Source organism: Bacteroides caecigallinarum, from assembly GCF_021531075.1.
Taxonomy (GTDB): domain Bacteria; phylum Bacteroidota; class Bacteroidia; order Bacteroidales; family Bacteroidaceae; genus Phocaeicola; species Phocaeicola caecigallinarum_B.
Genome location: NZ_JADYTJ010000020.1, coordinates 1 through 24,988, shown reverse-complemented (window position 1 = coordinate 24,988; position 24,988 = coordinate 1). Strand labels below are relative to the sequence as shown.

18 protein-coding genes and 4 tRNA genes are annotated in these 24,988 nt (G+C 40.3%); 8 read left to right on the top strand and 14 right to left on the bottom strand.

Going from position 1 to position 24,988, the window contains the following annotated elements:
• Positions 1-72: 72 nt before the first annotated feature.
• The 10 genes from I6E11_RS07160 to gdhA form a co-directional block, all read right to left on the bottom strand.
• Complete coding sequence (locus tag I6E11_RS07160; protein ID WP_235337340.1) at positions 73-2,274, bottom strand: S9 family peptidase; 2,202 nt, start codon at positions 2,272-2,274, stop codon at positions 73-75.
• 18 nt (positions 2,275-2,292) lie between these two features.
• Positions 2,293-3,555 carry a TonB family protein gene (locus I6E11_RS07155; RefSeq protein WP_235337339.1) on the bottom strand — a complete coding sequence of 421 codons (1,263 nt, stop codon included), beginning with the start codon at positions 3,553-3,555 and terminating at the stop codon, positions 2,293-2,295.
• A gap of 107 nt (positions 3,556-3,662) precedes the next feature.
• Entirely contained in the window at positions 3,663-4,928 is a 1,266-nt protein-coding gene (locus I6E11_RS07150) for an ABC transporter permease (protein WP_235337338.1), read from the bottom strand.
• Between the two features lie 14 nt (positions 4,929-4,942).
• The gene (locus I6E11_RS07145; RefSeq protein ID WP_235337337.1) at positions 4,943-6,115 is read right to left on the bottom strand and encodes an ABC transporter permease; all 1,173 of its coding nucleotides are present in this window, start codon (positions 6,113-6,115) and stop codon (positions 4,943-4,945) included.
• A 9-nt stretch (positions 6,116-6,124) separates the two neighbouring features.
• Positions 6,125-7,111 carry an HlyD family secretion protein gene (locus I6E11_RS07140; RefSeq protein ID WP_235337336.1) on the bottom strand — a complete coding sequence of 329 codons (987 nt, stop codon included), beginning with the start codon at positions 7,109-7,111 and terminating at the stop codon, positions 6,125-6,127.
• Between the two features lie 9 nt (positions 7,112-7,120).
• A complete protein-coding gene (locus I6E11_RS07135; RefSeq protein ID WP_235337334.1) occupies positions 7,121-8,614 on the bottom strand; it encodes a TolC family protein in 1,494 nt (497 codons plus the stop codon).
• 102 nt (positions 8,615-8,716) lie between these two features.
• Positions 8,717-10,069, bottom strand: coding sequence for a S41 family peptidase (locus tag I6E11_RS07130; protein ID WP_235337333.1), 1,353 nt, complete (start codon positions 10,067-10,069; stop codon positions 8,717-8,719).
• A gap of 30 nt (positions 10,070-10,099) precedes the next feature.
• Positions 10,100-10,972, bottom strand: coding sequence for a DUF8429 coiled-coil domain-containing protein (locus I6E11_RS07125; RefSeq protein WP_235337332.1), 873 nt, complete (start codon positions 10,970-10,972; stop codon positions 10,100-10,102).
• Positions 10,973-11,060: 88 nt separating this feature from the next.
• On the bottom strand, positions 11,061-12,764 hold the full coding sequence (locus tag I6E11_RS07120; protein ID WP_235337331.1) for a fimbrillin family protein: 1,704 nt from the start codon (positions 12,762-12,764) through the stop codon (positions 11,061-11,063).
• 265 nt (positions 12,765-13,029) lie between these two features.
• Complete coding sequence (gdhA, locus tag I6E11_RS07115; RefSeq protein ID WP_235337330.1) at positions 13,030-14,367, bottom strand: NADP-specific glutamate dehydrogenase; 1,338 nt, start codon at positions 14,365-14,367, stop codon at positions 13,030-13,032.
• 379 nt (positions 14,368-14,746) lie between these two features.
• Here gdhA and I6E11_RS07110 point away from each other — a divergent pair, with 379 nt between their 5' ends.
• The 7 genes from I6E11_RS07110 (at position 14,747) to I6E11_RS07080 (ending at position 18,263) form a co-directional block, all read left to right on the top strand.
• Positions 14,747-15,343: an HU family DNA-binding protein gene (locus tag I6E11_RS07110; protein WP_235337329.1), complete on the top strand. Its 597-nt coding sequence runs from the start codon at positions 14,747-14,749 to the stop codon at positions 15,341-15,343.
• A 167-nt stretch (positions 15,344-15,510) separates the two neighbouring features.
• Positions 15,511-15,585 (top strand) — tRNA-Pro (locus I6E11_RS07105).
• Positions 15,586-15,625: 40 nt separating this feature from the next.
• Positions 15,626-15,700, top strand: a tRNA-Pro gene (locus I6E11_RS07100).
• A gap of 39 nt (positions 15,701-15,739) precedes the next feature.
• Positions 15,740-15,814 (top strand) — tRNA-Pro (locus I6E11_RS07095).
• Between the two features lie 41 nt (positions 15,815-15,855).
• Positions 15,856-15,930 (top strand) — tRNA-Pro (locus tag I6E11_RS07090).
• Positions 15,931-15,974: 44 nt separating this feature from the next.
• Positions 15,975-17,480, top strand: coding sequence for a TrkH family potassium uptake protein (locus tag I6E11_RS07085; protein WP_235337328.1), 1,506 nt, complete (start codon positions 15,975-15,977; stop codon positions 17,478-17,480).
• Positions 17,481-17,612: 132 nt separating this feature from the next.
• Entirely contained in the window at positions 17,613-18,263 is a 651-nt protein-coding gene (locus I6E11_RS07080) for a carbohydrate-binding family 9-like protein (protein ID WP_235337327.1), read from the top strand.
• Between the two features lie 110 nt (positions 18,264-18,373).
• On the opposite strand, the gene I6E11_RS07075 is transcribed toward I6E11_RS07080, so the two are convergent.
• The 4 genes from I6E11_RS07075 to I6E11_RS07060 form a co-directional block, all read right to left on the bottom strand.
• Positions 18,374-18,784: a secondary thiamine-phosphate synthase enzyme YjbQ gene (locus I6E11_RS07075; protein ID WP_235337326.1), complete on the bottom strand. Its 411-nt coding sequence runs from the start codon at positions 18,782-18,784 to the stop codon at positions 18,374-18,376.
• Positions 18,785-18,788: 4 nt separating this feature from the next.
• Positions 18,789-20,894: a dipeptidyl-peptidase Dpp5 gene (locus I6E11_RS07070; RefSeq protein ID WP_235337324.1), complete on the bottom strand. Its 2,106-nt coding sequence runs from the start codon at positions 20,892-20,894 to the stop codon at positions 18,789-18,791.
• A gap of 98 nt (positions 20,895-20,992) precedes the next feature.
• Positions 20,993-22,849 carry a membrane protein insertase YidC gene (gene yidC / locus I6E11_RS07065; RefSeq protein WP_235337322.1) on the bottom strand — a complete coding sequence of 619 codons (1,857 nt, stop codon included), beginning with the start codon at positions 22,847-22,849 and terminating at the stop codon, positions 20,993-20,995.
• A gap of 21 nt (positions 22,850-22,870) precedes the next feature.
• The gene (locus I6E11_RS07060; protein ID WP_204394431.1) at positions 22,871-24,469 is read right to left on the bottom strand and encodes a CTP synthase; all 1,599 of its coding nucleotides are present in this window, start codon (positions 24,467-24,469) and stop codon (positions 22,871-22,873) included.
• Positions 24,470-24,683: 214 nt separating this feature from the next.
• Here I6E11_RS07060 and I6E11_RS07055 point away from each other — a divergent pair.
• Positions 24,684-24,988 (top strand): hypothetical protein (locus I6E11_RS07055; protein WP_235337320.1); only part of this gene is annotated, 305 nt, incomplete at its 3' end.

The following is a 24,988-nucleotide window of genomic DNA, read 5'->3' as shown; positions in this document are numbered from 1 at the left end:
TTTTAGGTGACAGGTAAATAAGTTGACGAGTTGACAAGACTTGTTAATGGTCATGTCAACTCGTGAAGTACATTATAGATTTCTGATAAAAAATTCACTGACTCTTGTCATAAGGTGATGTCTTGTGTTACCTCCGAAAATACTGTGATTACGGTTTGTATAGATTTGCATGTCAAACTGTATACCGGCTTGCACAAGAGCTTCTGCATATTCAGCACAGTTCTGGTAGTGAACATTATCGTCGGCTGTACCATGAATGAGTAACAGGCTGCCTTTCAGGTTTGCTGCTCTGCTGATAGCTGAACCGGCTTCATATCCGTCACCGTTTTCTTTTGGTGTGCGCATAAATCTTTCTGTATAAACTGTGTCGTAATATTTCCAGCATGATGGTGCGGCTATCGCTACTCCGGCCTTGAAAGCTCCACTTCCGTCGCTCATTGACATCAGTGTGTTGTAACCTCCGAAACTCCATCCCCAGATACCGATTCGATTGCCGTCGATGTATGGCAGCGAACTAAGGTATTTTGCAGTTTCAACCTGGTCTTCCGATTCTTTTACGCCAAGATACAGATATGTACATTTTTCGAATTCAGCACCTCGTCCGCCCGTTCCGCGTCCGTCTACACATACCATGATATATCCTTTATCGCACATATAAGCTTCGAACATACCTCCGTCGCCGAAACTTCCGATACCCCATTTGTCGAGTACCTGCTGCGAACCGGGTCCGCTGTACTGATGCATGATTACCGGATATTTCTTGTCTGGATTGAAGTCTACAGGTTTCATTATCCAGCCGTTAAGTTCTGTTCCGTTACTTGTCTTGAAAGTGAAGAATTCTTTCTGAGGCAGGTTCAGTGATTTGGTCTGTTCCTTAAGTTCCTTATTGTCGAGCAATGTAACTATTTCTTTACCCTTATTGTTGTTAATGGTGATAAGGGTAGGAGTAGTCATATTGGAGAAGGTGTTGATGAAATACTCCATATTGCTGCTGAAGACAGCATTGTTTGTACCTTCTCTCTTTGAAAGTTTTGTTACTTCTCCTTTCTTATTAACTTTAAATATGGCAGTTCTCAGTGGGCTGTTGTCATATCCTCTGTAATAGAACTCATTTGTCTTTTCGTTCCATCCAAGGAAGTCTGTAACTTCGTATTTCCCTTTTGTGATTTGTCTTACAAGGTTACCGCCTATTGTGTAAAGATAAAGATGATTATATCCGTCTCTTTCACTCATCATAACTATATTGTCTGTGTAGAACTTGATATTGGCATATGCAGGTTCTTTGATATACTGTTCTGCCTCATCGCGTATAGCCAGTTTGCAGATACCGCTTCTAGGGTTTGCCATATACATGTCAAATCTGTTCTGATGACGGTTGAGTGTCATTATTGCCAGCTTTTCAGGATCAGAAGTGAACTTGATACGAGGTATATACCCGTCAGCATCAAGAGGCAGGTCCATCTTTCTTGTCACTTTACTTTTTATATCGAAGGTATGTACAGTGACTTTAGAGTTTACTTCTCCGGCTTTAGGATACTTATATTCATATGCTCCCGGATAGTATTCATATTCATTTTTTTCAGGTGCCATACCCTTATACCAAGGGAAAGAGAATTGTTTAACCTGACTCTCATCAAACTTAATATAAGCAATCATCTTGCTGTCTGCACTGAATTCAAATGCCCTGTTAAATCCGAATTCTTCTTCGTAAACCCAATCAGGAATACCATTCAGAATTTTATTGTATTCTCCATCTTCGGTGATTTGAGATTCACTGTTTCCGAACAGCAGTTTGACAAGGAATATATTATTGTTTCTGACAAAAGCTATCTGGAATCCATCAGGAGAGAACATCGGAACTTGCTGCGGACCATTATCTGACAGTGGTTCCATCTTGTTGTTTTTAACATTGTAGATGTAATATTCAGCAGTGAAAGAACGTCTGTATATTGGTTTTGTCTCTGTCTGAATAAGTATAAGCTTTTCGTCGGGCGACATTATATAGTCGTCGAACGATTTAAGATTGCATTCGCGTGCTGTTGTTACGTCGAAAATTGTGCCAACCTCTTTTCCTGTCTTGAACGAATATTTTACAATCCTTTTCCTGTCTGCACTGATTTGGGTATAATGTTCGCCGTCGAGCATAGGTCTTAATCCGTAAATGCTTTTTGCACGGTAAGTACCGTCGGCTACATCTTTCAGTGTAACTTTTTCTGCATGAATGCCGAATGTAAGTCCTGCAATCAATAGCAATAATGTGAATAATCTTTTCATGTGTAAATAAATTTAGTGTTAAATATTCTCTTCTTTATCCTTAATACCAAACAGCCATCTGAAGAATCTTACGAAAATATTTCTCTTTTTCACCTTTGTCTTATTTCCGTCTGATATTTGTTCTTTAATCAGTTGTTCTTTGATGAGAGTCGTATCCTGGGCTATGCTGTCGCCTTTTGATATGATACTGTCTGTCAGTATGCTGTCATTAATCAAAGAGTCGGACAACAACGTATCCGGCACTGCTATGATACTGTCATTAATCAATGTCGAATCGCCTTCTACTTTTACCGGTTTTAGAGGTATTGAATCAATTACTACCGGCTTAGGTACAGGAATCTTGAATGCTATGGGTACAGAGTATTTACATCTTACTTTCACACCATGATCAGATGCAGGTGTCCATCTTGGCATTCCTTTAATCAGGTTCATGGCTACGGAGTCGAGCGAAGACTCAAGTCGCCTTACTACCCTCGGACTGGTTATGTCGCCATTCTTCTCTACTACAAACTGCATGACCACTACACCTTCAATTTTATTTTTCTTCGCTTCTTCCGGGTATTTCAGGTTGCGGTCAATATATCTCTTGAAATATTTCATTCCGCCCGGATATTGAGGCATGGTTTCCACACTTGAGTATATCTTCTCACCACTTTTCTTTCGCATGACGACGTTGTATGCATCGTTCTGGTTCATCAGGAATGGAGTGACTGTCATTGACAGGTTTTCCATACCGTCAGCTCTTATTATTATATAGTGATTGAAGTCAGCTTCTATGGCAAACAGGCCAATTTCGTCCGTCATGGTATATTTGCCTGTTCCCTGAATGCTTACGGTAGCCCCTGTTATTGGTTCTCCATCTTCGGTAGTTACTATACCCTCTATATTGAAAATACTGTTTTCCTGTTTAAATCTCAATATATCCTCTTTAGAGTCTATGCAGAAATTCAGTTCGGTTTTCTCTTTGTCCAGTGTAAATGATTTCTCAGGATTTTTTGTATCCTCGTTTAAGTATATATTTGCTGTCCTTTTATAGTTTTTCGGGACTTCGTATTCAAAATTGATAATACCGCACGAGTCGGATTTGTAAACCTCGCTTCTTCCTGCTATTTTCAGGAACGCCTTCGTTTGCGGTTCACCTATTGAGTTTTTTATTTCTACTTTAAATTTTGTCTTTGCCTCATCATTAATGTTGTTTGCGATAGGGTATGAACTAACCTTGAATGCAGCAAACAGTAATATAGTTATGATGAGCAGGCCTATTCTTTTCGTTGATTTCATGTTAATAAAAAAGCTTTGCAAATGGTTTTAAAAACATTTGCAAAGCTAATAGTATTCTCTCTTATAAGTATAAGATGAATTGTTAATAATGATGAACTTACAGTTTGTTACTGTATAATATTTTCTTTTTTCGTCAGGCGGAAATATTTTCTAACCTTCTTGAGTTTTTCTTCCACATGTCTGTGGCTTATCTGTATTTGTCGGCGGTAGACTATGCAGGTGGTGATGAAGTATATACCTGTATGTATCCACAAAGCTCTGAATTCAGGAAGCACATCAGCCAGTGTAGCCCCCATACTGTTTATTCGTACAAATCCGTTTATGCCGAACGTAGACGGGAATATCCATGAAACTACTTTCCAGAAATCAGGTATTGCTGCTCCCGGCCATGATATTCCGGAGATGAACAGCAGAGGAACAGAAGTAAACACATAAATCATCATACACGACTCTCTGTGATGTATGAATATGGAGCAGGTCATGGCAAAGAAAATACAAGCCAGTATGTACGGAAGTGTAAACACCAGTAGAGTTACCGGATTCGCAATCTGTACCAGACTGAACATTTTGGGTATTGCACACAGAACATAGGCCGATATCATGGCATATATAAGGAAGTAAGCCAGTGATTTGCCTAGCACTATTCTTAAAGTACCATTATATTTTCTGCTTAAAGGAACCAGGTCCTGATATCTGTTTGTCTCTCTTGCAGTTCCGGCAGACAGTCCTATGCCGAGCAGTAGTGTCTGCTGGATTATCAGTATCAGCACAGCAGGTATAAGGAAACTTGCAAATCCGTCCTGCGGATTGAACAGCGACACTTCTTCATATTCAATTGGGGCAGTACCTATTTCATCCTGGCGTGCAGTGGTATTCCCCATTCGCCTGATTTTTATATCCTTGTTCATGTCCAGCGATACATTTGTTGTAGCCATTAGCAATGATTTGTAATACAGCAAACCACTCATGTCGCTGAAAATACTTACCGAAACCTGTTTCCCTTGCGAGATATTGCGAGCAAACTCCTCAGGAATATATATTATTCCGTACACTCTTCCTTCTTTGATCAGGTTCTGCGCTTCCTCCATGTCGGCGCAGTAGGACTGTATCCTGACGTCAGGAGTGGCATCTACCATACGTATAAACTCCCTGCTCATTGACGAACGGCTATTGTCTACCACAGCGGCAGGCACGTCTCTTACCACCTCTTCCGTGTATATAAAGGCATACACCAAAGGATACGCCAGAGGTACAAGAATGAAGAATATAAGTACCCCCTGATCCTTGAATACATTCTTCAGCTCTTTGGCGCATATATGGAACAGACTTGAAAATCCCTGACGGACAATATTTCTAAACGGTTGATGTTTCATAATTCAATATAGTATTAAGGGAGATATACATATGTCTCCATAATCTTCCTTAGTCTTTTCAGAACAAAGAAAGGCAATAGCAGGAACAGCATAAGCGCTACTACAGAATGCCATGCATAAATTATAGGATATCCGTTAAGTGCCTGATTTACGTATAGCAGGAAGTAATGCCTCAGCGGGAACAGGTTGCTCAGAGCCTGTAGGGTAGGGTGCATAGCCATTACCGGGAAGGTGAATCCTGATATTGAGAAGGATAAAACTCCCCATAGCGATGCAGCACTCAGGGCCAGACGCATGGAACCGAACAGTCCATAGAAGAAAATACCCACAGCCTGCGATGCCAATACCAGCAGCAATCCTGCCATTATCATAGAGAATATGCCTCCGTGACATGGGAAATGCAGAAATCCGTATAGATAGATATTATGGAACGTAGCCATGATGAAGAACACCAGTGTCTGAGGAAGAATCTTTCCTATCAGAGCCGTAACAATAGAATTGTCAGCAAGTGCCATCAGTTCTTTTCCTGTATTCTCCTTTATCTCCGTACCTAATGTATATGCTGTGGTCATGAATATCAGCAGCATAAGCACACCCGGGAAAAGAGTGTTATTCAGGTATACCGAGTAGTTAAGCCACGGATTGTTTATGGCATGCGATTCTATTACAATAGGCTGAAGAAATGCCATTGCCTGATCCTCGGTAGCTCCTTTGGCGTAGAGTGTGGCCCTTCCTACGGCTCCTCCTGCCAGTTCGGACATAGTTCTCATGTCTCTGTAAATCAGCGAGCCGGCAATAAGATACGAGTAGTTTGCATAGAATGAAACCTTGGGCTGCCTGCTTGCAAGTGTTTCCTCTGTAGTTCCCTCAGGAATGTAGTAAAAAGCATATATCTCGCCTTTCTGTACAGCTTTCCGTGCTTCGGCCACACTGTTGTATTGCGCCACAATCTTTGTCTGTTGGAATGCATCCAGATTTCTTATTATGTTTCTTGTGGTAGATGTATTGTCGAGGTCCACCACCCCGGCAGGCAAGTCTGTCGGCAGTCCGTTGCTCATCAGAGTGGCAAAGAACACGTAACAGAGCATAGGTGCTATGATCATACAAAACAGATACATCGGTTTTGTAGCTATACGAAGCATCTCGCGCCTCATTATTTTTATAAGTTTATAGGCGGTATTCGACATATTCCTTTGTTATTTTTCAATTATGGCAGACATTCCCGGACGCAGATTTTCTACAGTATCCACAGCTTTAGCTCTTACTTCAAAAGTCTTCAGGTCAAACTGTCCTGTAGTCTTTGTAGCTTTCCATGCAGCATAACTGCCCAGGTCTTTCATGTAGTAAACCTTCAGAACGGCATCCTTTTCAAGAGCAGGAATATACGCCTTTATTTCTCCACCTACAGTGAAGTCTTTAAGCAAGTCCTCTCTTACGTTGAATGTAACCCACATATCGTCCATTTGTGCCACATTCATTATCGGGGCTCCAGTGCCCACCAGTTCGCCCACTTTAGGGAAAATCTCTGTCACTTCGCCGTCGGCAGATGCTACCAGATACGTTTCGTTTATGTAGGACGAAACTTCAGCCACAGCCCCCTTTGCACGTTCCACCTGTGCAGCAGCCATCACCTTATCTTCAGCCTGAGCACCGTTTTTTGCCATTGTGTATTGTGCATTGGCTGCCTTTTCTGTAGCCTTCATTGCTTCGTACTGAGCTTTTGCTTCATCTCTTTTTTGTTCTGATATCACACCCTGTTCGTACAGGTTGTTTACTCTGGTATATGATTTTTCTGCTATTTCCAGTCCGGCCTTAGCCTTTTGCCACATTTCGAATGCTGCCTGAAGTTGCTCTGCACGAGTACCTTTGTTTGCTTTCTGGTTCATGGCAAGCGCAGCCTGTTCGGCAGCCTGAGCCTGCATCAGTTTTGCCATCACATCAGGTGCTTCGAGTATGGCAAGCGTATCTCCGGCCTTAACCTGATCGCCTTCGGTTACGAAATATTTCAGTATACGTCCCGGAACCTTGCTCGAAACCCTGTATTCAGTAGCCTCAGCCTGTCCCTGGATTATTTCAGGTCCTTTACCCAGAGTGAAGAATCCAATAATGCTAACGATGACAATAGCAGCCACCAATGTAAAAAAAGCCAGCAAAACGTTGCTGTGTTGTGATTTATCAGCCATATCTTTTTATTATTTTAATGTTCCCATTGATTTTTGTAAATACAGTTCGCTCATTTTCATGTCTATCTGAGCATCTATTTTGCCCGATTGTGCAGAAAGCCATGCAGTCTGTGCCTCGAGTACATTGCTTGTAGGTATCACGCCTTCCTTGAAACCAAGAGTGGCAAAACGGAGATTTTCTTCAGCCTTATCCATGTTCTGTTCTGCCATGTGAAGCTGTTTGGTTGCTTCGTTCACTTTGTATGAACTTTGTGTAACCTGAAGTTCCACTTTTTCCTTTACATCTTCCAGCTGGTATCTTGCTATGTTAGCCTCTGCTTTGGCGGCCCTTACCTTGTAGATACCTTCTCCCCAGTGGAATACCGGGATTTTAAGTACCACTCCGGCAGCCCAGAAACCTCTGAACTTGTTTTCAAATCCGTTCACAAGTGCCGGATTTGTTACCGCATAGTTTGCTGTAAGTGCCAGCGACGGAAGAAACTCCGAGCGTACCACATTTACTTTCTGTCTGTAAATTTGCGAAGCCAGTTCAAGACTCTTAAGTTCATGTCTGTTTTCCAGTGCAGTGTTAACATTACTTTCTGTGTATAAATTAGGTAATGCAAGGTTTTCCATATTCTCGTCTGCCAGCGATATATCAGTGTCTAGTGGCAGACCGCATATCTGGCACAGTACCATTTTCGACAGACTCAATCCGTTTTCCACCTTTAGCAATGTTACTTCAGCTTCGTTTTTTTTCACTTTCACGCTGAGGCCGTCTGCTTTTGTTGCCACACCTTCGGCCACCATCTTGTCTATGTCCGAGTCGAGAGTTTCCAGCAGTTTCAGATAACTTTCAGCCAGCTTTTTCTTGTTTACCAAAGAAACCACCTGCCAATAAGCCTTGTCCGTATTCAGGATAAGGTCTTCCATTCCTGTGGCATGCTGCATCTGTGCAAGCTGTTCGGCATATTTAGTTATCTTGTTGTAAGCGATTATTTTTCCACCCATGAATAATGGCTGGGTTAGGGTAGCGGCACCTGCAAACATGTTTCTCGTATCTGTACGGAAAGCATCTACAAGTCCTTGGCCCACTCCGTTAAGACCTTGTCCTATTCCTTGAATTATATCTGGGAATATACCTGCAATTTGTGCAAGTTTAGGATCATTCATAATGGCTTGTACTAATGCAGGATTGGATGCAGCAATTTGCTGAAATTGTTGTTGCAACTGTGCTCCTGTTGCTGTACCTATGTTACTGATTGAATTTTTCTGCTCGTCGCTGAGCAATGAAATTTCCTTTTGCGTACGCATGTAGGTTGCCATAATGTCGAATTTAGGCAAATAATTTGTAAATGCAGCTTTTCTGTTATAATGAGCAGCATTTATTTTCTCCTGTGCTATACGCAGTTCCTTGTTGTTTTGGATAGCAAGGTTTCTGCAACTGTCCAGTGACAGGATGCGTTGGCTGAAACCGTTGATCGTTATTCCGGCCAATAGGATTAAACTTAAAAGTCTTTTCATACCAAATGAAATGTTTTATTGTTTGGTTGTTTATGCAACATTGCAAATATATGTCTTAATAACAAAAAAACAAAGTATATTGTTGAAAAGATTTACAGTTTTTTATTCTATTATGGCCAATTTTGGTTTAAGGTTTATTGAATTATTAAGATGTTGTTTCCTGTCGATGCTTCTTGATTCAGGTTCAGTAGTTTCTGTAGTAGGGAAACTTCCTGTTTCTATGTGCTTTAGAATAGGAATCATAAGAGAATCCTGCTCTGTACCCAGTTCTCCCAGTTCTCCCTTAAAGTTTTCTGCAATTTCGAAATCAGGTTTCAGTCCGCCTGTATAATAGTCGCTGAAGTCTTCGGCGTTGCTTAGCAGACTGTTGGTCAGCCAGAATTCAAGCATAGGAGCCTGTACTTCATCGGTAAATAGTTGTTGTGCTACGTTTTTCCCAAACGTTGCAGTACCTACCTGTATCAGTCTTTCCGGCATATATGGTTTCAGGCAGTTTATCACGACTTCCGATGCCGAAGCAGTGTTGGCAGATGTTATTATGTAAAGGTTCTCATAGTTTATAGGTGTAACATTTGCCAGCATGGATTCCTCGAAGTTCAGAACGTCAGTCCTGTTGATGATATCATTATGTGTCATTTTCAGGAAAGTGTTTCCTATTGCTTCCTGTGGTGCAAGGTTTGTTGAAATCAGCTGTGCGGTAGTGACATATCCTCCCGGATTGTATCTCAAATCCAGAACTATATCGTTCACTCCCTCTTGCGAAAGTTGGTAGAACAGGTCGTTCAGTTTCTGTGTGTCATCGTTTCCGAATTCATTATACATCACGTATGCCACTTTCTTTCCGCCTACTTCCAAAATATCCTTTTTATACAGATTATTGTTTTCCACTATTCTTGGAGCAGGCATCTGCACCGTTTGCAGTGTGTCGAATCCCTTGTCGTTAAGTTTTCCCAATGTGAACAGGTAAGCCTCTTGTGGAGCCGTGATGTAGAACAGGTCTGAACTGTTTATTTTTTTATTGTTTGCTGCAATAATTATGGAGCCTCTTTCCAGTCCTGCTTCTTTGGCAGGCGAGTTTTCCTGCGTATACAATACCCTTATTCCATACGAACCGTTATTTGCTCTAACCATTGTTCCCTCGAAACCGAAGGTAGGAGTTTGCGATGTACTTCTGGTGTTTACATAAACAGAATCTATATGTGAAAAAGTGGAACCGGACTTTTTGTCTTTCGATGAAACCATTGACGATAGGAAATCACTTGGCTTTTTGAAAAAGTTCAATGATTTCTTGTCCGGTATGTCCTGATAGTACAGATATTCCTTCTGCATGGTTTCGTACATCCATGTCTGTGTGGTTATAAGCGCATAGTATTCTCCGGAGCGGTCTTCTCCACATGAAGAAACAAGGGCGGCTGTTGCTAGTCCGCCCATTATTCCATATAATAATTTTTTCATGTTGCTGTGCATGTGGTTATACTGTTTCTTTTATTTCAGTGTAAACGAATTTTGTCCTATCATATTGCCATCGGCAAAGACATAAACTCTATACGTTCCTGATGGCATGAATTCTTCCACATCCCAATATACAGTTACAGTCTGTTCTTCTCCCGTATATTCTATCATTTTCTTTATAGAATAAGAAATCTCCCTGTCTTCGTATGCAAATCTGTTTGATTCGCTTTTTGTAAGAACTTCATTATCCGGTTTTGCTATTCTTACGTACACGGTTTTGTTTCCAGTCTTGGCAGTTATGTTCTTTACTATTGTAAACGAAATAGCAAGTTTCTTCACGTCCTTTGCTCTTTTAGCTTCGCGGTTACGCTTGTTCAGCGGTTCTGTCACAATGTTTGTGGCGTCAAGTTGCGATGCCAGAGTGACTTGTTTGTTGAGTGATTCCTTTTCTTTCGAAAGATTTGAGATTTCTCTTGTTGCAGCAGTATACTTGCTTTTTACAGCTTTGTTTTCTTCCTGCAATGCTGCATTGATTTTATTCAGCGAGTCAATCTGTATCACATAACTTCTCAGCACTGCCCTTACGGTTTTCAGTTCCTTTTTCAGTCTCATGATTTCCGCTGCGTTGCTGGTCTTGACCTGACGCAGTTCTTCAAGCAGTCTTTGTGTCTTCAGCTTTTCGCTTTCAAGTTTTTCTCTTAGCGAGTCGTTGTTTATCTGAATCTGCAGTTCGTCATACTGTGTGGCAAATGTGCTGTACTCATTTTCCATTTCCATTTTTTCTATGGCAAACAGTTCGGACATTTCCTTGTTCTGCTGCATCTGATGGAAGGCAAAGAACGATACTCCTGCTATGATTATGGCCAGGACTACTATTATAATTATCAGAGATTTATTCTTATTCATTTTTGTACTTGTTTTTATTATGTCGCAAAAGTACAATAATTATGTCAAGATGTAAGATTTTTGTCTCTAAAAAAACATAATAAGTCTTTTATTCAAATATTACTTTTTGCGAATCGTCAGTTTTCCATCTTCTGAATGTGAATTGTGGATAATTATTCTTTCCTTCATTGTCTATCCAGTTATTCAGTTTGTCTGCTATGGTCTGATATTCTTCTGCTGTATATTCATAAAAATATATTCCCGTGGAAGGAGATGCGTTTGGATTGTTATTATCTTTAATATATTGTGATGAATAGTAGTTTGGGATAATGCAGTTGTAGAATTGACCTGTTCTTTTGTTTACATTACAAACTCCCCACAAAGATGATATATACTTCTCTACAAACACATTATATATATTGCCATTGTTTGTTATTGTAGTAACTGAACTGGTCGCTCCTTCGGGATGTCTATTTAAATCATTAGTAATTCTGCAGTTAATTATGTCTTTATCATTCTGATGTGTCAGGCACCCCAAAGTACCATAGGTATTTCCTATATTGAACCCTGATATGCTGCAGTTAACCAGATATCCGGCATTATAATATGTAAAACCTGCAAATCTAACATTTTTTGTGTTTGTTATACTTCCGCCTATTATATGGCAGTTTTCTATTATTCCTTTGTTTGAACCGGTCAAAAGTGCACAATATTCATAATTGTTGTCAATTATCCTGCAGTTTACTAAAGTAAGATTCTTTATGCAGGAATTTACAGTTGTTTTATCGAATAGTCCTATATATGTATCTCTGTTATTAAGCGGCAGCGTAAGATTATTGATCGAATGATTATTTCCATCAAAAACATCGTTAAATTCTTTTCCTCTATCTGCAATTCTCCTTATCAAAGCAGATTCTCCATCAGTGAAATTCAGATCCTTATAGAGGTTGAAAACCCTTACGCCATTTTCCAGGACATATAAATCCTCTAATTTTATTCCGTTGTATTCTGTTTCGCCGTTTATCAGGTGAGTAAATGCAATGAAATCCTCTTTCGTGTATATACCCTTACTGCTGCGTTTGCTTATGTTGCATACATATTCATATCCTGCATTGTATATTTTATTCCCGATTGTGCTTGTCTGGCTTATGTTAGGACATACTATTTCGAATGAGACAGTCATATTGTCCGATGCCGGAACAAAGAACTCGTATACACCTTTTTCATTTTTTTCAAAAGATATGTTTTCGTTTTGATTTTCGTAGAATGAATATTCGCCGGTGTACAGATCGAAATTCTCAATTTTCAGAGGGATATTTACATTTATTTTTTTTATGGTATCGTTCAATCCTTTTTCTATATTGAAAACTATTTTTGAGAAGATATGGCTGAATGTCAGGTTAATGCTTTTCCCGGGTTGAGCAGTAGTCTTGCAGTATACCAAGTCTTTCAACTCTCCGTTAGTGTCGTATAGATTGTCGTTGTTTATTACCGGGTAATAGGCCATTATATGTGCTTCACCTTCGTCCATATGCCACTTGTTATCTTTTAATCCTGTCCATACTCCTTCGTTGTATTTCAGTATATCTCCATCCGCCTTAATGCCTCCTGTGCTATAGAACAGTATTGATTCTTCTTCAGGAATATTGCTTATGGTGTAAGCTTTTGATTTATCATTATAAAAACCGTTCATGGAGTTGCCGGTTATAACTACATTTGTTGTATCCCCGGTTGTGTTTTCCGTTAAATTCTCTTTTGTACATGCAGCTACTGATAAAATGGTGCTGATGATAAGTAAAAATCTTGTTTTCATTCCAATATTATTTTATATTATATGTGTTTCCATTTGAAATGCGTTTACGTAGGTTTTATGACGTAAGATTTTTTTTATGTTCGTTTGCAAAAATAATTATTTTTTGTTTTTTATATAACATATTCTGAAAATTTCTTACCGGTTGCCTAAAATATTGATATAGATATAAAAAAACGCTGCCATACCTTCACAGGCGGGCAGCGCAAGCTACAATACAAAATACAAATACAACTAAACGAGATATCTTAAATCAAACGATTTAATTTTAAACTATTCCTTGTGCCATCATTGCATGAGCCACTTTCATGAACCCTGCAATATTTGCACCTTTCACATAATTTACGTATCCGTCCGCTTCAGTGCCGTACTTCACGCACTGTTCGTGAATGTTGTGCATTATCTGATGGAGTTTGTCGTCCACTTCTTCCGCACTCCAGCTCATATGCATTGCGTTCTGGCTCATCTCAAGACCTGATGTTGCTACACCGCCTGCATTAACAGCTTTTCCGGGTGCATACATTATCTTGTTTTCGATGAAAGCATCTATTGCTTCAGGAGTACATCCCATGTTCGAAATTTCTCCGACGCAAAGTACGGAATTTTTTATCAAATTTCCAGCATCTTCGCCATTTAATTCATTCTGTGTTGCACAAGGAAGTGCAATATCCACCTTAACTTCCCACGGACGACGTCCTGGAACGAATCTAGAGCCAGGGAATTTTTCGGCATATGGTTCCACTATATCGTTGCCCGAAGCACGCAGTTCAAGCATATAGTCAATCTTTTCGCCGCTTATTCCGTCCGGATCGTATATATAACCGTCAGGTCCTGATATTGTCACAACTTTGGCTCCCAGTTGGGTAGCTTTAGTTGCTGCTCCCCAGGCTACGTTTCCGAAACCGGAGATGGCAACTGTCTTTCCCTTTATGTCAATGCCTTTCTTGTCGAGCATATGTTTCACGAAGTACAGTCCTCCGAATCCGGTTGCTTCAGGACGGATTAGCGAACCTCCGAACTCCAGTCCCTTGCCTGTGAATGTACCTGTAAATTCGTGAGTCAGTTTCTTGTACATACCGAACATATAGCCCACTTCTCTTCCGCCTACACCTATGTCGCCTGCCGGTACATCCATGTCAGGGCCTACATGACGCCATAATTCAAGCATGAAAGCCTGGCAGAAACGCATTATTTCGGCGTCGCTCTTGCCACGTGGAGAAAAGTCGGAACCACCTTTGCCGCCACCCATTGGCAGTGTGGTAAGAGCATTCTTGAATGTCTGTTCAAATCCCAGGAACTTAAGGATTGAAAGGTTTACTGATGCGTGGAAACGTATACCGCCTTTGTAAGGGCCTATCGCATTGTTAAACTGTACTCTGTAACCTATATTTACCTGCACCTTACCCTTGTCGTCAACCCAAGGTACTCGGAATGTTATTATTCTGTCCGGTTCCACCAGACGTTCTATCAATGAAACTTTTTCGAATTCAGGATGCTGATTATATATATCTTCAATAGATAGCAATACTTCTTTTACAGCTTGCAGGTACTCCAATTCACCGGGATGCTTAGCTTCCAGTGAAGCCATGATTTGATTGATATTCATAATTCAAAATATTAAGGTCTGACAAAATGAAATGTTTTCTTATCTGCAAAGATATGAAATTCTATGTATATGCAAAATTTTTAGATGATATTTTGTGTATAAAAGTGATAAAAAGTAAGAAGGCGAATTTCGTGAGATAGTTGGTGAATTTTTTCTGCTTGAATGGTTTTGTGGATTTTTAAGACAAATTATCCGGCTTGTAAAATTGTAATATTGAAAAAATGAAGTATTTTTACCGTTACACGTTTGTGTCACTATCGTTACACCCGGGTGTTACTATAGTCACACGTTCGTGTAACTGTCGTCACACGAACGTGTAACGCTAATTTATATCAGTTATTTATGCCAGTTTTTATGTATAAACTTTAAAAATATTATTATGGCTATAAAATTTGATTTATATGAGAATCCTGAGAAAGAAGGAGCATCGGTTCCAAAACTTCATGCCAAGGTCATTACAAAAGATGTGATAACAACAAAGAATCTTCGTGAGTCAATTAACAAGAAATGTACAGTTGCACCTGCCGATGTAGCAGCTGTTCTTACCGCTTTAAGCCAGGAAATGTGTGAGGCTTTAAGCAATGGCTATTCGGTACACCTTGATGGACTGGGGCATTTCAGTCTCGGTTTGAAATGTTCTTCCGATGTAAATCCGAAACATGTTTCAGCGTCAGATATAAAGGTGAAGAATATTCGTTTCACTCCGGAAAAAGAATTTTCGGAGAAATTGAAGGTTGTAACTTTCGAACGTTTGGTGGAAAGTTCCAGACATTCTGACAAGTTGAGTTATGATGATGTTCTTGAAAGGGTGGAAGAGTATTTCCAGAAAAAAGATTTTATGCGTAGACCGGATTTTGAGAAGGTTACAGGATTTACAAAGTCCAAATCTTTGAGAACACTTAGACAACTGCAGGAAATGAAAGTGATATCGAACGTAGGTACTCCTAGACAGCCTATTTATGTGAAATATAGCTGATTGCATATTCTAAGAGAAAGAAAATTTCACATCGTGACTGATAATGTGGATGTGCAAAGATGTGGTATATATATCTTTTAAGCAAAAAAATGAAAAAATATAGTTCAACATATTGCTTAATTAAAAATAAACATCTATCTTTGCACCGCATTTGAGAAAAACGCCTTCGGGGTGTAGCGCAGTCCGGTTAGCGCACCTGCTTTGGGAGCAGGGGGTCCCAGGTTCGAATCCTGGTACCCCGACAAGGTAAAAGAAATTTTCAATGCAAGAACAAAACATCTTCGGGGTGTAGCGCAGTCCGGTTAGCGCACCTGCTTTGGGAGCAGGGGGTCCCAGGTTCGAATCCTGGTACCCCGACAAGATGAAAAAGATGTATCTTCACGATTTATAAAATTTCGGGGTGTAGCGCAGTCCGGTTAGCGCACCTGCTTTGGGAGCAGGGGGTCCCAGGTTCGAATCCTGGTACCCCGACAGAACTGAGAAGATATAATCTTATATTGATATATAAATTTCGGGGTGTAGCGCAGTCCGGTTAGCGCACCTGCTTTGGGAGCAGGGGGTCCCAGGTTCGAATCCTGGTACCCCGACGGAAGAGAGAGGCTTGAATGGCCTCTTTTTTAATTTATAACGTATGGAAGACTTCATCAGTTCGCAAATGCATGTTGAGACCGGTCGCGGTCATAGCCTGTTGAATCGTAAAATGATTTTCAGGATTCTTGGCATACTGCTCTATCTTGAGGGTATGATGTTTTTGGTGTGCACATTGGTTTCCCTTTTATATAATGAAAGCGACTATATATATTTTGTATATTCGTTGTTGATAAATTTCTGTGTAGGTAGTTTATTGATTTTTCTGGGAAAGAATGCCGATAAAAGTCTCTCGCGAAGAGACGGATATTGCATCGTTGCATTTACGTGGCTTTTCTTTACATTGTTCGGTATGCTGCCTTTTTATATAAGCGGTAGTATTCCCTCTGTTACGGATGCGTTCTTCGAAACCATGTCAGGATTTACCACAACAGGTGCATCTATACTGGACAATATAGAATCTCTCTCTAAAGGTATGTTATTCTGGAGAAGTTTCACACAATGGATTGGTGGATTGGGTATAGTGTTTTTTACAATAGCAATATTGCCTATTTTCGGTGTGGGAAATCAGGTTCTTTTCTCGGCAGAAGCAACTGGTGTGAACCATGACAAGATACATCCTAAAATAAGTAAGATGGCAAAAGGATTGTGGATGGTATATCTTGTTCTTACCATAGCCGAAGCTGTTTTGCTGTGGGTAGGGGGCATGAGTATTTTTGATGCAGTATGTCATTCATTTACATCTACGGCAACCGGTGGCTTTTCTACCAAGCAGAATAGTGTAGCTTATTGGGATTCGGCATTCATAGAATATGTAATAACTATTTTTACAATGCTTTCTGCTATAAACTATTCTCTATATTTCCTTATTTTCAAAGGTAAGCCAATGTTGTGGTTGAAAGATGTCGAAACAAGATGTTTCCTCCTTTCTGTGGGGATAGTTACAGGAATAATAACACTGGCATTATATTTCATCAAGGGATATGGACTTGAACTGGCTTTCCGTCGAGCATTTTTCCAGGTTGTAACGATACATACATCTTGCGGATATGCAACAGATGATTATTCTACATGGCCTCATTTTACTATTATCCTTATTGTATATATAATGTTTGCAGGAGGATGTACTGGTTCTACGGCCGGTGGAGTGAAATCTATGCGACTTCTGATAATCCTGCAGAATGTAAAGAATGAGTTTGACAGGCTTATGCATCCGCGTGCAGTATTGCCAGTGAAGGTAAACGGGCATTCGGTGTCTTCGTCTACTATATCTACTGTAACTACGTTTGCCATGCTTTATATAATATGTACTTTTGTAGGCTGGTTTGTATTTATGGTTTTAGGGCTTGATATGCCAGAAGCTATGGGAATAGCAATATCAAGTATCGGTAACGTAGGTCCTGGTTTCGGCAGTTTCGGACCGGCATACTCATGGAGTGCTCTTCCTGATGCTGCAAAGTGGGTGTCGTCATTCCTGATGCTTATAGGGCGTTTGGAATTGTTCGGTATATTGCTGATGTTTGCTCCAAGTTTTTGGGATAAGAGATGATATTAGTTTAAAAGAAAAGAAATAATTTTCATAATTACATTTCCGAATATAAAATTCTTGAATAATCAAGAGCTTGTATTCGGATTTTTTTAGTATATTTACATCGTACCAAATGTTTAAGCTTAAGAAATAATGAAAAAAATTACCGTAAAGAAAATTGCACGTACTGTATCTTCGGCTGAGTATGTGAGTAGGCTGATGGATGATGCTTCAGTGGAGTATAATAAAATAGATATAGTAAACTGGCCGGATTATCCGTATTGTCCTGATGTTAAGTTCAGAGTTGCACATACAGGTGATTTCATATTGGTTAACTATAGAGTAACAGAGGCCAGTGTAAGGGCTGTTGCTCCTGCAGATCAGGGTAGGGTATGGGAAGATTCATGTTGTGAGTTTTTTGTATGTGCTGAAGATGAAAACGATTATTATAATTTTGAATGTAACTGTGCCGGAACATTGCTTGTGAACTTCGGCATAAAGGGTGACAGACACCATGCTCCGGAAAGTGTGCTTACCAATGTCAAGCGATGGTCTTCATTGGGTAGAGAACCTTTTGATGAACGCATCGGTGAGTGTTCATGGGAACTTTCGCTGATTATTCCTGTCACTTCATTATTCAATCATGATATAAAAGACCTGTCCGGAATGACGTTGAGAGGTAATTTCTATAAGTGTGGCGATTTGCTGACAACTCCGCATTTTCTTTCCTGGAGTCCGATAGATTTGCCTCAACCCTGTTTCCACTGTCCGGAGTTTTTCGGTAAACTTGTTTTCGAGAAGTGACAGGCATTGACATTTAATGATAATTTGCAGCAAACAATAAAATAGAAAATAAAAGAGCCGTATCAAGTCCTCTTTTTAGATAAAGAGGTAGGTACGGCTTTTTTTAATAATTATGATATTATTGTAGCAACAATCTTTCTTGCTCCTCCCGAATATCTGAATTCGCAAAGGTATATTCCCTGCCAGGTTCCAAGGTTGAGGTGTCCGTTACTGATAGGTATAGTGAGCGAAACACCTGTAAGGCTTGATTTGGCATGGCTGGGCATGTCGTCTTCGCCTTCGTCTATGTGGCTGTAATATGGCTCGTTTGTCCTTACAAGGCGATTGTAAATCTGTTCCATATCGGCACGTACACTAGGGTCATAATTCTCGTTTATGCTAAGTGCGCAGCTGGTGTGCTTGACGAAAAGGTTTAGAATTCCCTGCTCCGGCAGAGTAGGTAGATTCTTCATAATTTCTTGCGTCACAAGATGGAACCCTTTTCTTTTTGGGGTTAATGAAAACTCAACTTGTTGTATCATAATGTTATTTCTTTAACCATTTGTCCAACCATGCAAAGAATGTTCTCTGCCACAAAACTCCGTTCTGTGGTTTCAGTACCCAGTGGTTTTCGTCAGGGAAAACAAGAAGCTGTGCAGGAACTCCTCTCAGCTTGGCTGCATTAAAGGCTGCCATTCCCTGTGATGCGAGGATGCGATAGTCTTTTTCGCCATGTATGCATAGGATAGGAGTATCCCATTTTTCGACAAACAGGTGGGGTGAGTTGGCATAGCTGCGTTTTACCGCAGGATTTTCAGTTTCCCAGTATGCGCCTCCGAGATCCCAGTTTGTGAACCAAAGTTCTTCTGTTTCGAGATACTGCTGTTCCATGTTGAAAAAACCGTCGTGAGCTATGAATGCCTTGAAACGTTTGTTATGGTGTCCTGCAAGCCAGTATACAGAATATCCGCCAAAACTTGCACCGACGCAACCCAGACGGTCTTTGTCTACGTATGGCTCTTTTGCTATATCGTCTATTGCACTCAGATAGTCATCCATACAGTGTCCTCCATAGTTCGTGCTTATATCTTCAAGCCATTCCATGCCGAAGCCCGGAAGACCACGGCGGTTAGGAGCTATGATAATATAGTCGTTTGCTGCCATAATCTGGAAGTTCCATCTGTAGCTCCAGAATTGGCTTACAGGACTTTGAGGACCTCCCTGGCAGAAAAGGAGTGTAGGGTATTTTTTATTTGGGTCGAAATCAGCAGGATATATAACCCATGAGAGCATCTGTTTGCCATCGACAGTCTTTGTCCACCTTGGCTCTACCTTGCCGGTTCTAAGCTGACTGAATATGTGGTCGTTTTCTTTAGTGATACGGCTTACTTTATTGTTATCATTAAGTGCTACAGTGTAAAGCTCGTCAGCCTCGCTTATAGAGTGACGTTTGGTCAATAGCTGCCCGTCATTGAGTAATGCTACTGAGACATAGTCGTACATGCCGTCGGTCAGCTTGTTCACTTCACCATTGAGGTTGGTGCTGTAAATCATGCTAGTACCGTGCCATACACCAGTGAAGTAGAGCGTCTTGCTGTCATTAGCCCAACAGTATGTATCAACACCCGATTCGAATGATTCTGTTACGTATGATTTTTTTCCGTTTGCAAGATTCATTACGCAAAGACGGTTGCGGTCACTTTCATATCCGTCGCGTTCCATGCTCTGCCATGCTATCATAGTTCCGTCAGGCGAGAACTGAGGATTTGTGTCATATCCCATGTTCTTGTCTGTTGCATCTTCTTTGCAGAGGTTTCTTGTTTCTTTGCTTTCTATATTGTAAAGATAGATGTCAGAATCAGTAGAAATTGAGTATTCAAGTCCGGTCTTCTTGCGGCATGTATATGCAATCTGTTTTGAATCGTTGCTCCATGCCAGCTGTTCTATTCCGCCAAAAGGTTTCATAGGGGATTCGAAAGGTTCGCTTACCATTATATCAGTGGCCGCACCTACTTTATTACCGTCAAAATCGGCAACGAAGGGATGCGGAATTGTCTGTACCCATTCGTCCCAGTGTTTGTACATCAAGTCGTCTATCACCATACCTGTAGCTTTGTCCAGGTCAGGATATTTGTCCACTGTACGTTCTCCATATTTCACCTGCGAAATGAATAGAACTTTGCTTCCGTCCGGAGAGAAACTGAATCCGTCTATTCCTCCTTCATAATCAGACAGTTGTTTGCGTCCTGTTCCGTCAGGATTCATCTCCCAGATCTGACCGTTTGACAGAAAAGCCAGTTTCTCACCATTCTTAATCCACGCCGGTTCGTATTCGCTTGCAGATGTTGTCGTCAGGAGTTTGTTTTCGCTGCCGTCAGCATTCATTATATAGATAACCGTGTGGCTTTTATTCTCTTTCACACTGTAATATGAAACTGTGTATGCTATTTTTTTACCATCTGGTGATACTGTAGAACTACCGATTCGTCCCATTGCCCAAAGAGCCTCGGGAGTAAGTCGTCCATTCTCAATGCTTATTTCCTGTTTGCCGATAATTGAGGCTTCATTTTCGGCTGACTTTTCAGTGCTTACGCATGCTGAAGTAGCTAACAATAATGTAGCGGCAGTCATTGTGATGAGGTTTTTATTCATGATTATATTTATATTATGATATTCTATAAAAAAATATTGCCATCCAGAGATTAAAAAAAGTTACCCCTGAATGACAATATTATATTGTTGAATAATGATTATTTCTTATTCATTCTTTCCTGACGCTCTTTTTGAAGGCGTTCCTGTTCTTTCTGAAGAGCTTCAAGTCTTGACAACAAGCTGCTCTGCTTCATTTGCGAAGGACTCTTCTTGTTTGCTTCAAGCTGTGCAAGGAGTTTCTTCTCGTCTGTAACCTTGTACATGATCCATGTAGTGAGGATACCTATCAAACTTGAGATGAAGTAATAGTAGCTCAATCCTGATGCATATTCGTTGAAAATGAAGAAGAACATCACAGGCATGATGTACATCATCCATTTCATTGCTGCCATCTGTGGGTTGTCGCCCATGTTCTGCTGTTTCATCATAATCAGCTGGTTGATGATAGTTGTAACACTGAACAGCAAACAGAACAGACTCAGGTGATTGCCGAGAAGAGGAATAGAAGTACTCCAGCTAATCAGGTCATCGTATGCAGAAAGGTCATCAGCCCAAAGGAAGCTTTGCTGACGCAATTCTATCGCATTTGGAACGAAGAAGAATAATGCCATGAAAACCGGTGTCTGAAGCAGCATAGGCAGACATCCTCCCATCGGGCTTACTCCATACTGGCTGTAAAGTGCCATTGTCTCCTGTTGCTTTTTCAGTGCATCTTCCTGCTTTGGATATTTCTGGTTGATTTTCTCAACGTATGGTTTCAGTGCCCTCATCTTGGCTGATGAAATGAATGATTTCCAAGTTGTAGGGAGAACCAGAATTTTAACAATGATAGTCATAAGCAGGATAACCATACCCATGCTCAATCCCCAACTTGACAGCCAGTCGAACAGGTTGATTGTGAACCAGCGGTTTATCCAACGGATAATAGGCCATCCCAGATAAACCAAATCTTCAAGTTCCTGATCTTTGTCAGCAAAACTCAAATCGTTGCTTGCAAGGAGTGTCTTGAAATGGTTAGGACCGAAATAGAACTGGAAATTGCTTGGCTGAGCACCGGTCGGGTCGAAAGCTGTCTGCATATCTGCATGATAGTTCTTCATGTAGCCGCTGCCTTTCTGTTCCATTTTCGATTCCAATGTAGCATTCTCAAAATTTTTCTCAGCCATGAACACGCATGAGAAGTATTGGTTTTTGAAAGCTACCCAGTCAAGAACTTCTTTGATGGATTCTTTTTCATCCTTAGCCTTGTCAAGATTGTCAAAGCTGTCATCTACAGGCTTGTATGTCAAAGAAGTGTACTGCTGTTCGAAAGTATAACCCTTCTCCATTTGGCGTGCTCTCTGCTTCCAGTCAATAGTCATGGTCTTGACAGAAGGCGAGAAGAAATTCTGCATTCCTGTAGCCTGTACCGTAAAGTTCACCATGTATGAGTTTGGAATAAGCTTGTAGCAGAAATCCAGATGACCACCGTTTGCGGCGTTCAGTCTCATTGTGACTGTGCTGTCTGTAACGTTTGTAGCTTCGAAATACATCTGGCTACTCATGATATTTTCATTTTTACCTTCAAATCCGATATTTAACGAAGCATCAGTATCGTCGAACAGTACAAGCGGTTCTTTCTTCTGGTCTTTATATTCCTTTAATACAGCTTTACTGACACGTCCTCCCTTATTTGATATTGTCAAATCAATAAGATCATTACTCAAAGTAATGAATTGTTCAGTTCCTTTTGTAGCATTAAAGAAGATAGAAGTGGAATCAACCATCATAGCCTTTTGCTCAGCGGCTGCTTCCTGCTTCTTCATCAATTCTTCTTTCTCTTCGATAACTTGCTGTATAGAATCCTGATAATGTTGTGCACGAGCTCTTTCTTCCTGATTAGGGGTGTTGTATATTCCGAAACCAATAATAACAGCTCCTATCAGGACGAAGCCTACTAACGTGTTTTTGTCCATTTTTTCTTAGTAGTTTATTAATTACTTTTCAATAGCTGCTTTAATGAATGACAAGAACAATGGATGTGGTTTCAGAACCGTACTGCTGTATTCTGGGTGGAACTGAACACCTACAAACCATTTCAAAGCAGGTATTTCAACGATTTCAACCAAATCAGATTCAGGGTTGATACCTGTACACTTCATTCCTGCCTTAATATATTCTTCCTTGTAGTCATTGTTGAACTCATAGCGGTGACGGTGACGTTCCTGAATGTGTTCGCTCTGGTAAGCTTCATATGCTTTTGAATCTTTGTCGAGTACACATTCATAAGCTCCAAGACGCATTGTTCCACCCATGTTAGTAACAGATTTCTGTTCTTCCATGATGTCAATAACATTGTGAGGAGTCTTTTCGTCCATTTCACGGCTGTTTGCATCTTCGTAGCCAAGTACGTTTCTTGCAAATTCGATAGCCATACACTGCATACCAAGGCAAATACCGAATGTAGGAACATTGTGTGTACGGCAATATTTGATAGCAACGAACTTACCTTCGATACCGCGCTGTCCGAATCCCGGGCAGATGATAACACCGTCCATGTCTTTCAAAGCTTCGGCAATATTGTCATCAGTAAGCTTTTCACTGTTCACGAAATGAATGTCTGCCTTGCGGTCGTTGTAAGTAGCAGCCTGTGACAATGCTTCAAGAATAGATTTGTAAGCATCCTGCAAATCGTATTTGCCGACCAATGCAATTCTTACCTTTTCTGTAGCGTTGTATCTGCGGTTCAGGAAGTCTTTCCAAGGACCAAGGTTAGGTGTTTCGCCTACAGGCAATCCCATCTTTTCAAGAATTGTAACATCAAGTTTCTGTTCCTGCATGCGGAGAGGAACTTCGTAGATTGTAGGCATATCCTTTGACTGGATTACAGCATTCTCGTCAACATTGCAGAACAATGCTACTTTCTTTCTCAATCCAAGGCTCAGTTCATGTTCTGTACGTAATACGAGAATATCAGGCTGGATACCTACAGACTGAAGCTCTTTTACAGAGTGCTGTGTCGGTTTGGTTTTCAATTCGCCGGCAGCAGCAAGATAAGGGACATAAGTTAGGTGAACACATAAAGCATTTCTGCCTAGTTCCCATTTCAGCTGGCGGATACTTTCAAGATATGGCAATGATTCGATATCGCCCACTGTACCACCTATTTCTGTAATTACGAAGTCAAACTGGTTTTTGTTTCCAAGTAATTTAACGTTACGCTTGATTTCGTCAGTGATATGAGGGATAATCTGTATAGTCTTACCCAAATAGTCACCGCGACGTTCTTTGTCGATTACACTTTTGTAAATACGTCCTGTAGTAATGTTGTTAGCCTTTGTTGTCTGGATGCCAAGGAAACGTTCGTAGTGTCCAAGGTCAAGGTCGGCTTCATGTCCGTCAACTGTCACGTAGCATTCTCCGTGCTCGTACGGATTCAGAGTACCCGGGTCAATGTTTATGTACGGGTCGAACTTTTGGATAGTTACGCTGTAGCCTCTTGCTTGCAGCAATTTACCTATTGAAGATGAAATGATACCTTTACCTAAAGAGGAGGCAACACCACCTGTTACGAAAATGTACTTTGTTTCTGCCACAATAATGTATGTTTAAAAAATTGATTCAATAAGAACTATTTCTACAAGTGTGCAAAATTATAAAAAAAAGCCGAAAGTCAAGATATAAAAAGTCAAAACATTGTAAATAGTGCAATAAGTTTGCTTTACTATTACATAATTCTATAGTATTTAATATTCTATAAATGAAATATATTGTATTTTTGCATATCGTTTGTAACACAAAAATATTAAAATGAAAACATTGACGGCTCTATTTTTATTGGCATCTTTATTTATTCATAATCTGTTTGCTGTTTTCCCGGCAAACAGGATGTCTGTGACGGATTTCTTGGTTCAGAAATCATACATGGAAAATCCTATTGATTCTATTATAGATATTGATTCATTATTGAATGACACAGCTATTTTTAAACTGGTTAACGATACGATTATAAAAGATTCTGTTTGTATTGATTCAGTGAAATCTGATTCAATATTTACAGATTCAATAAAATCCGATTCAATTCTTATAAAAAAGACTGATACGATATCCAAACC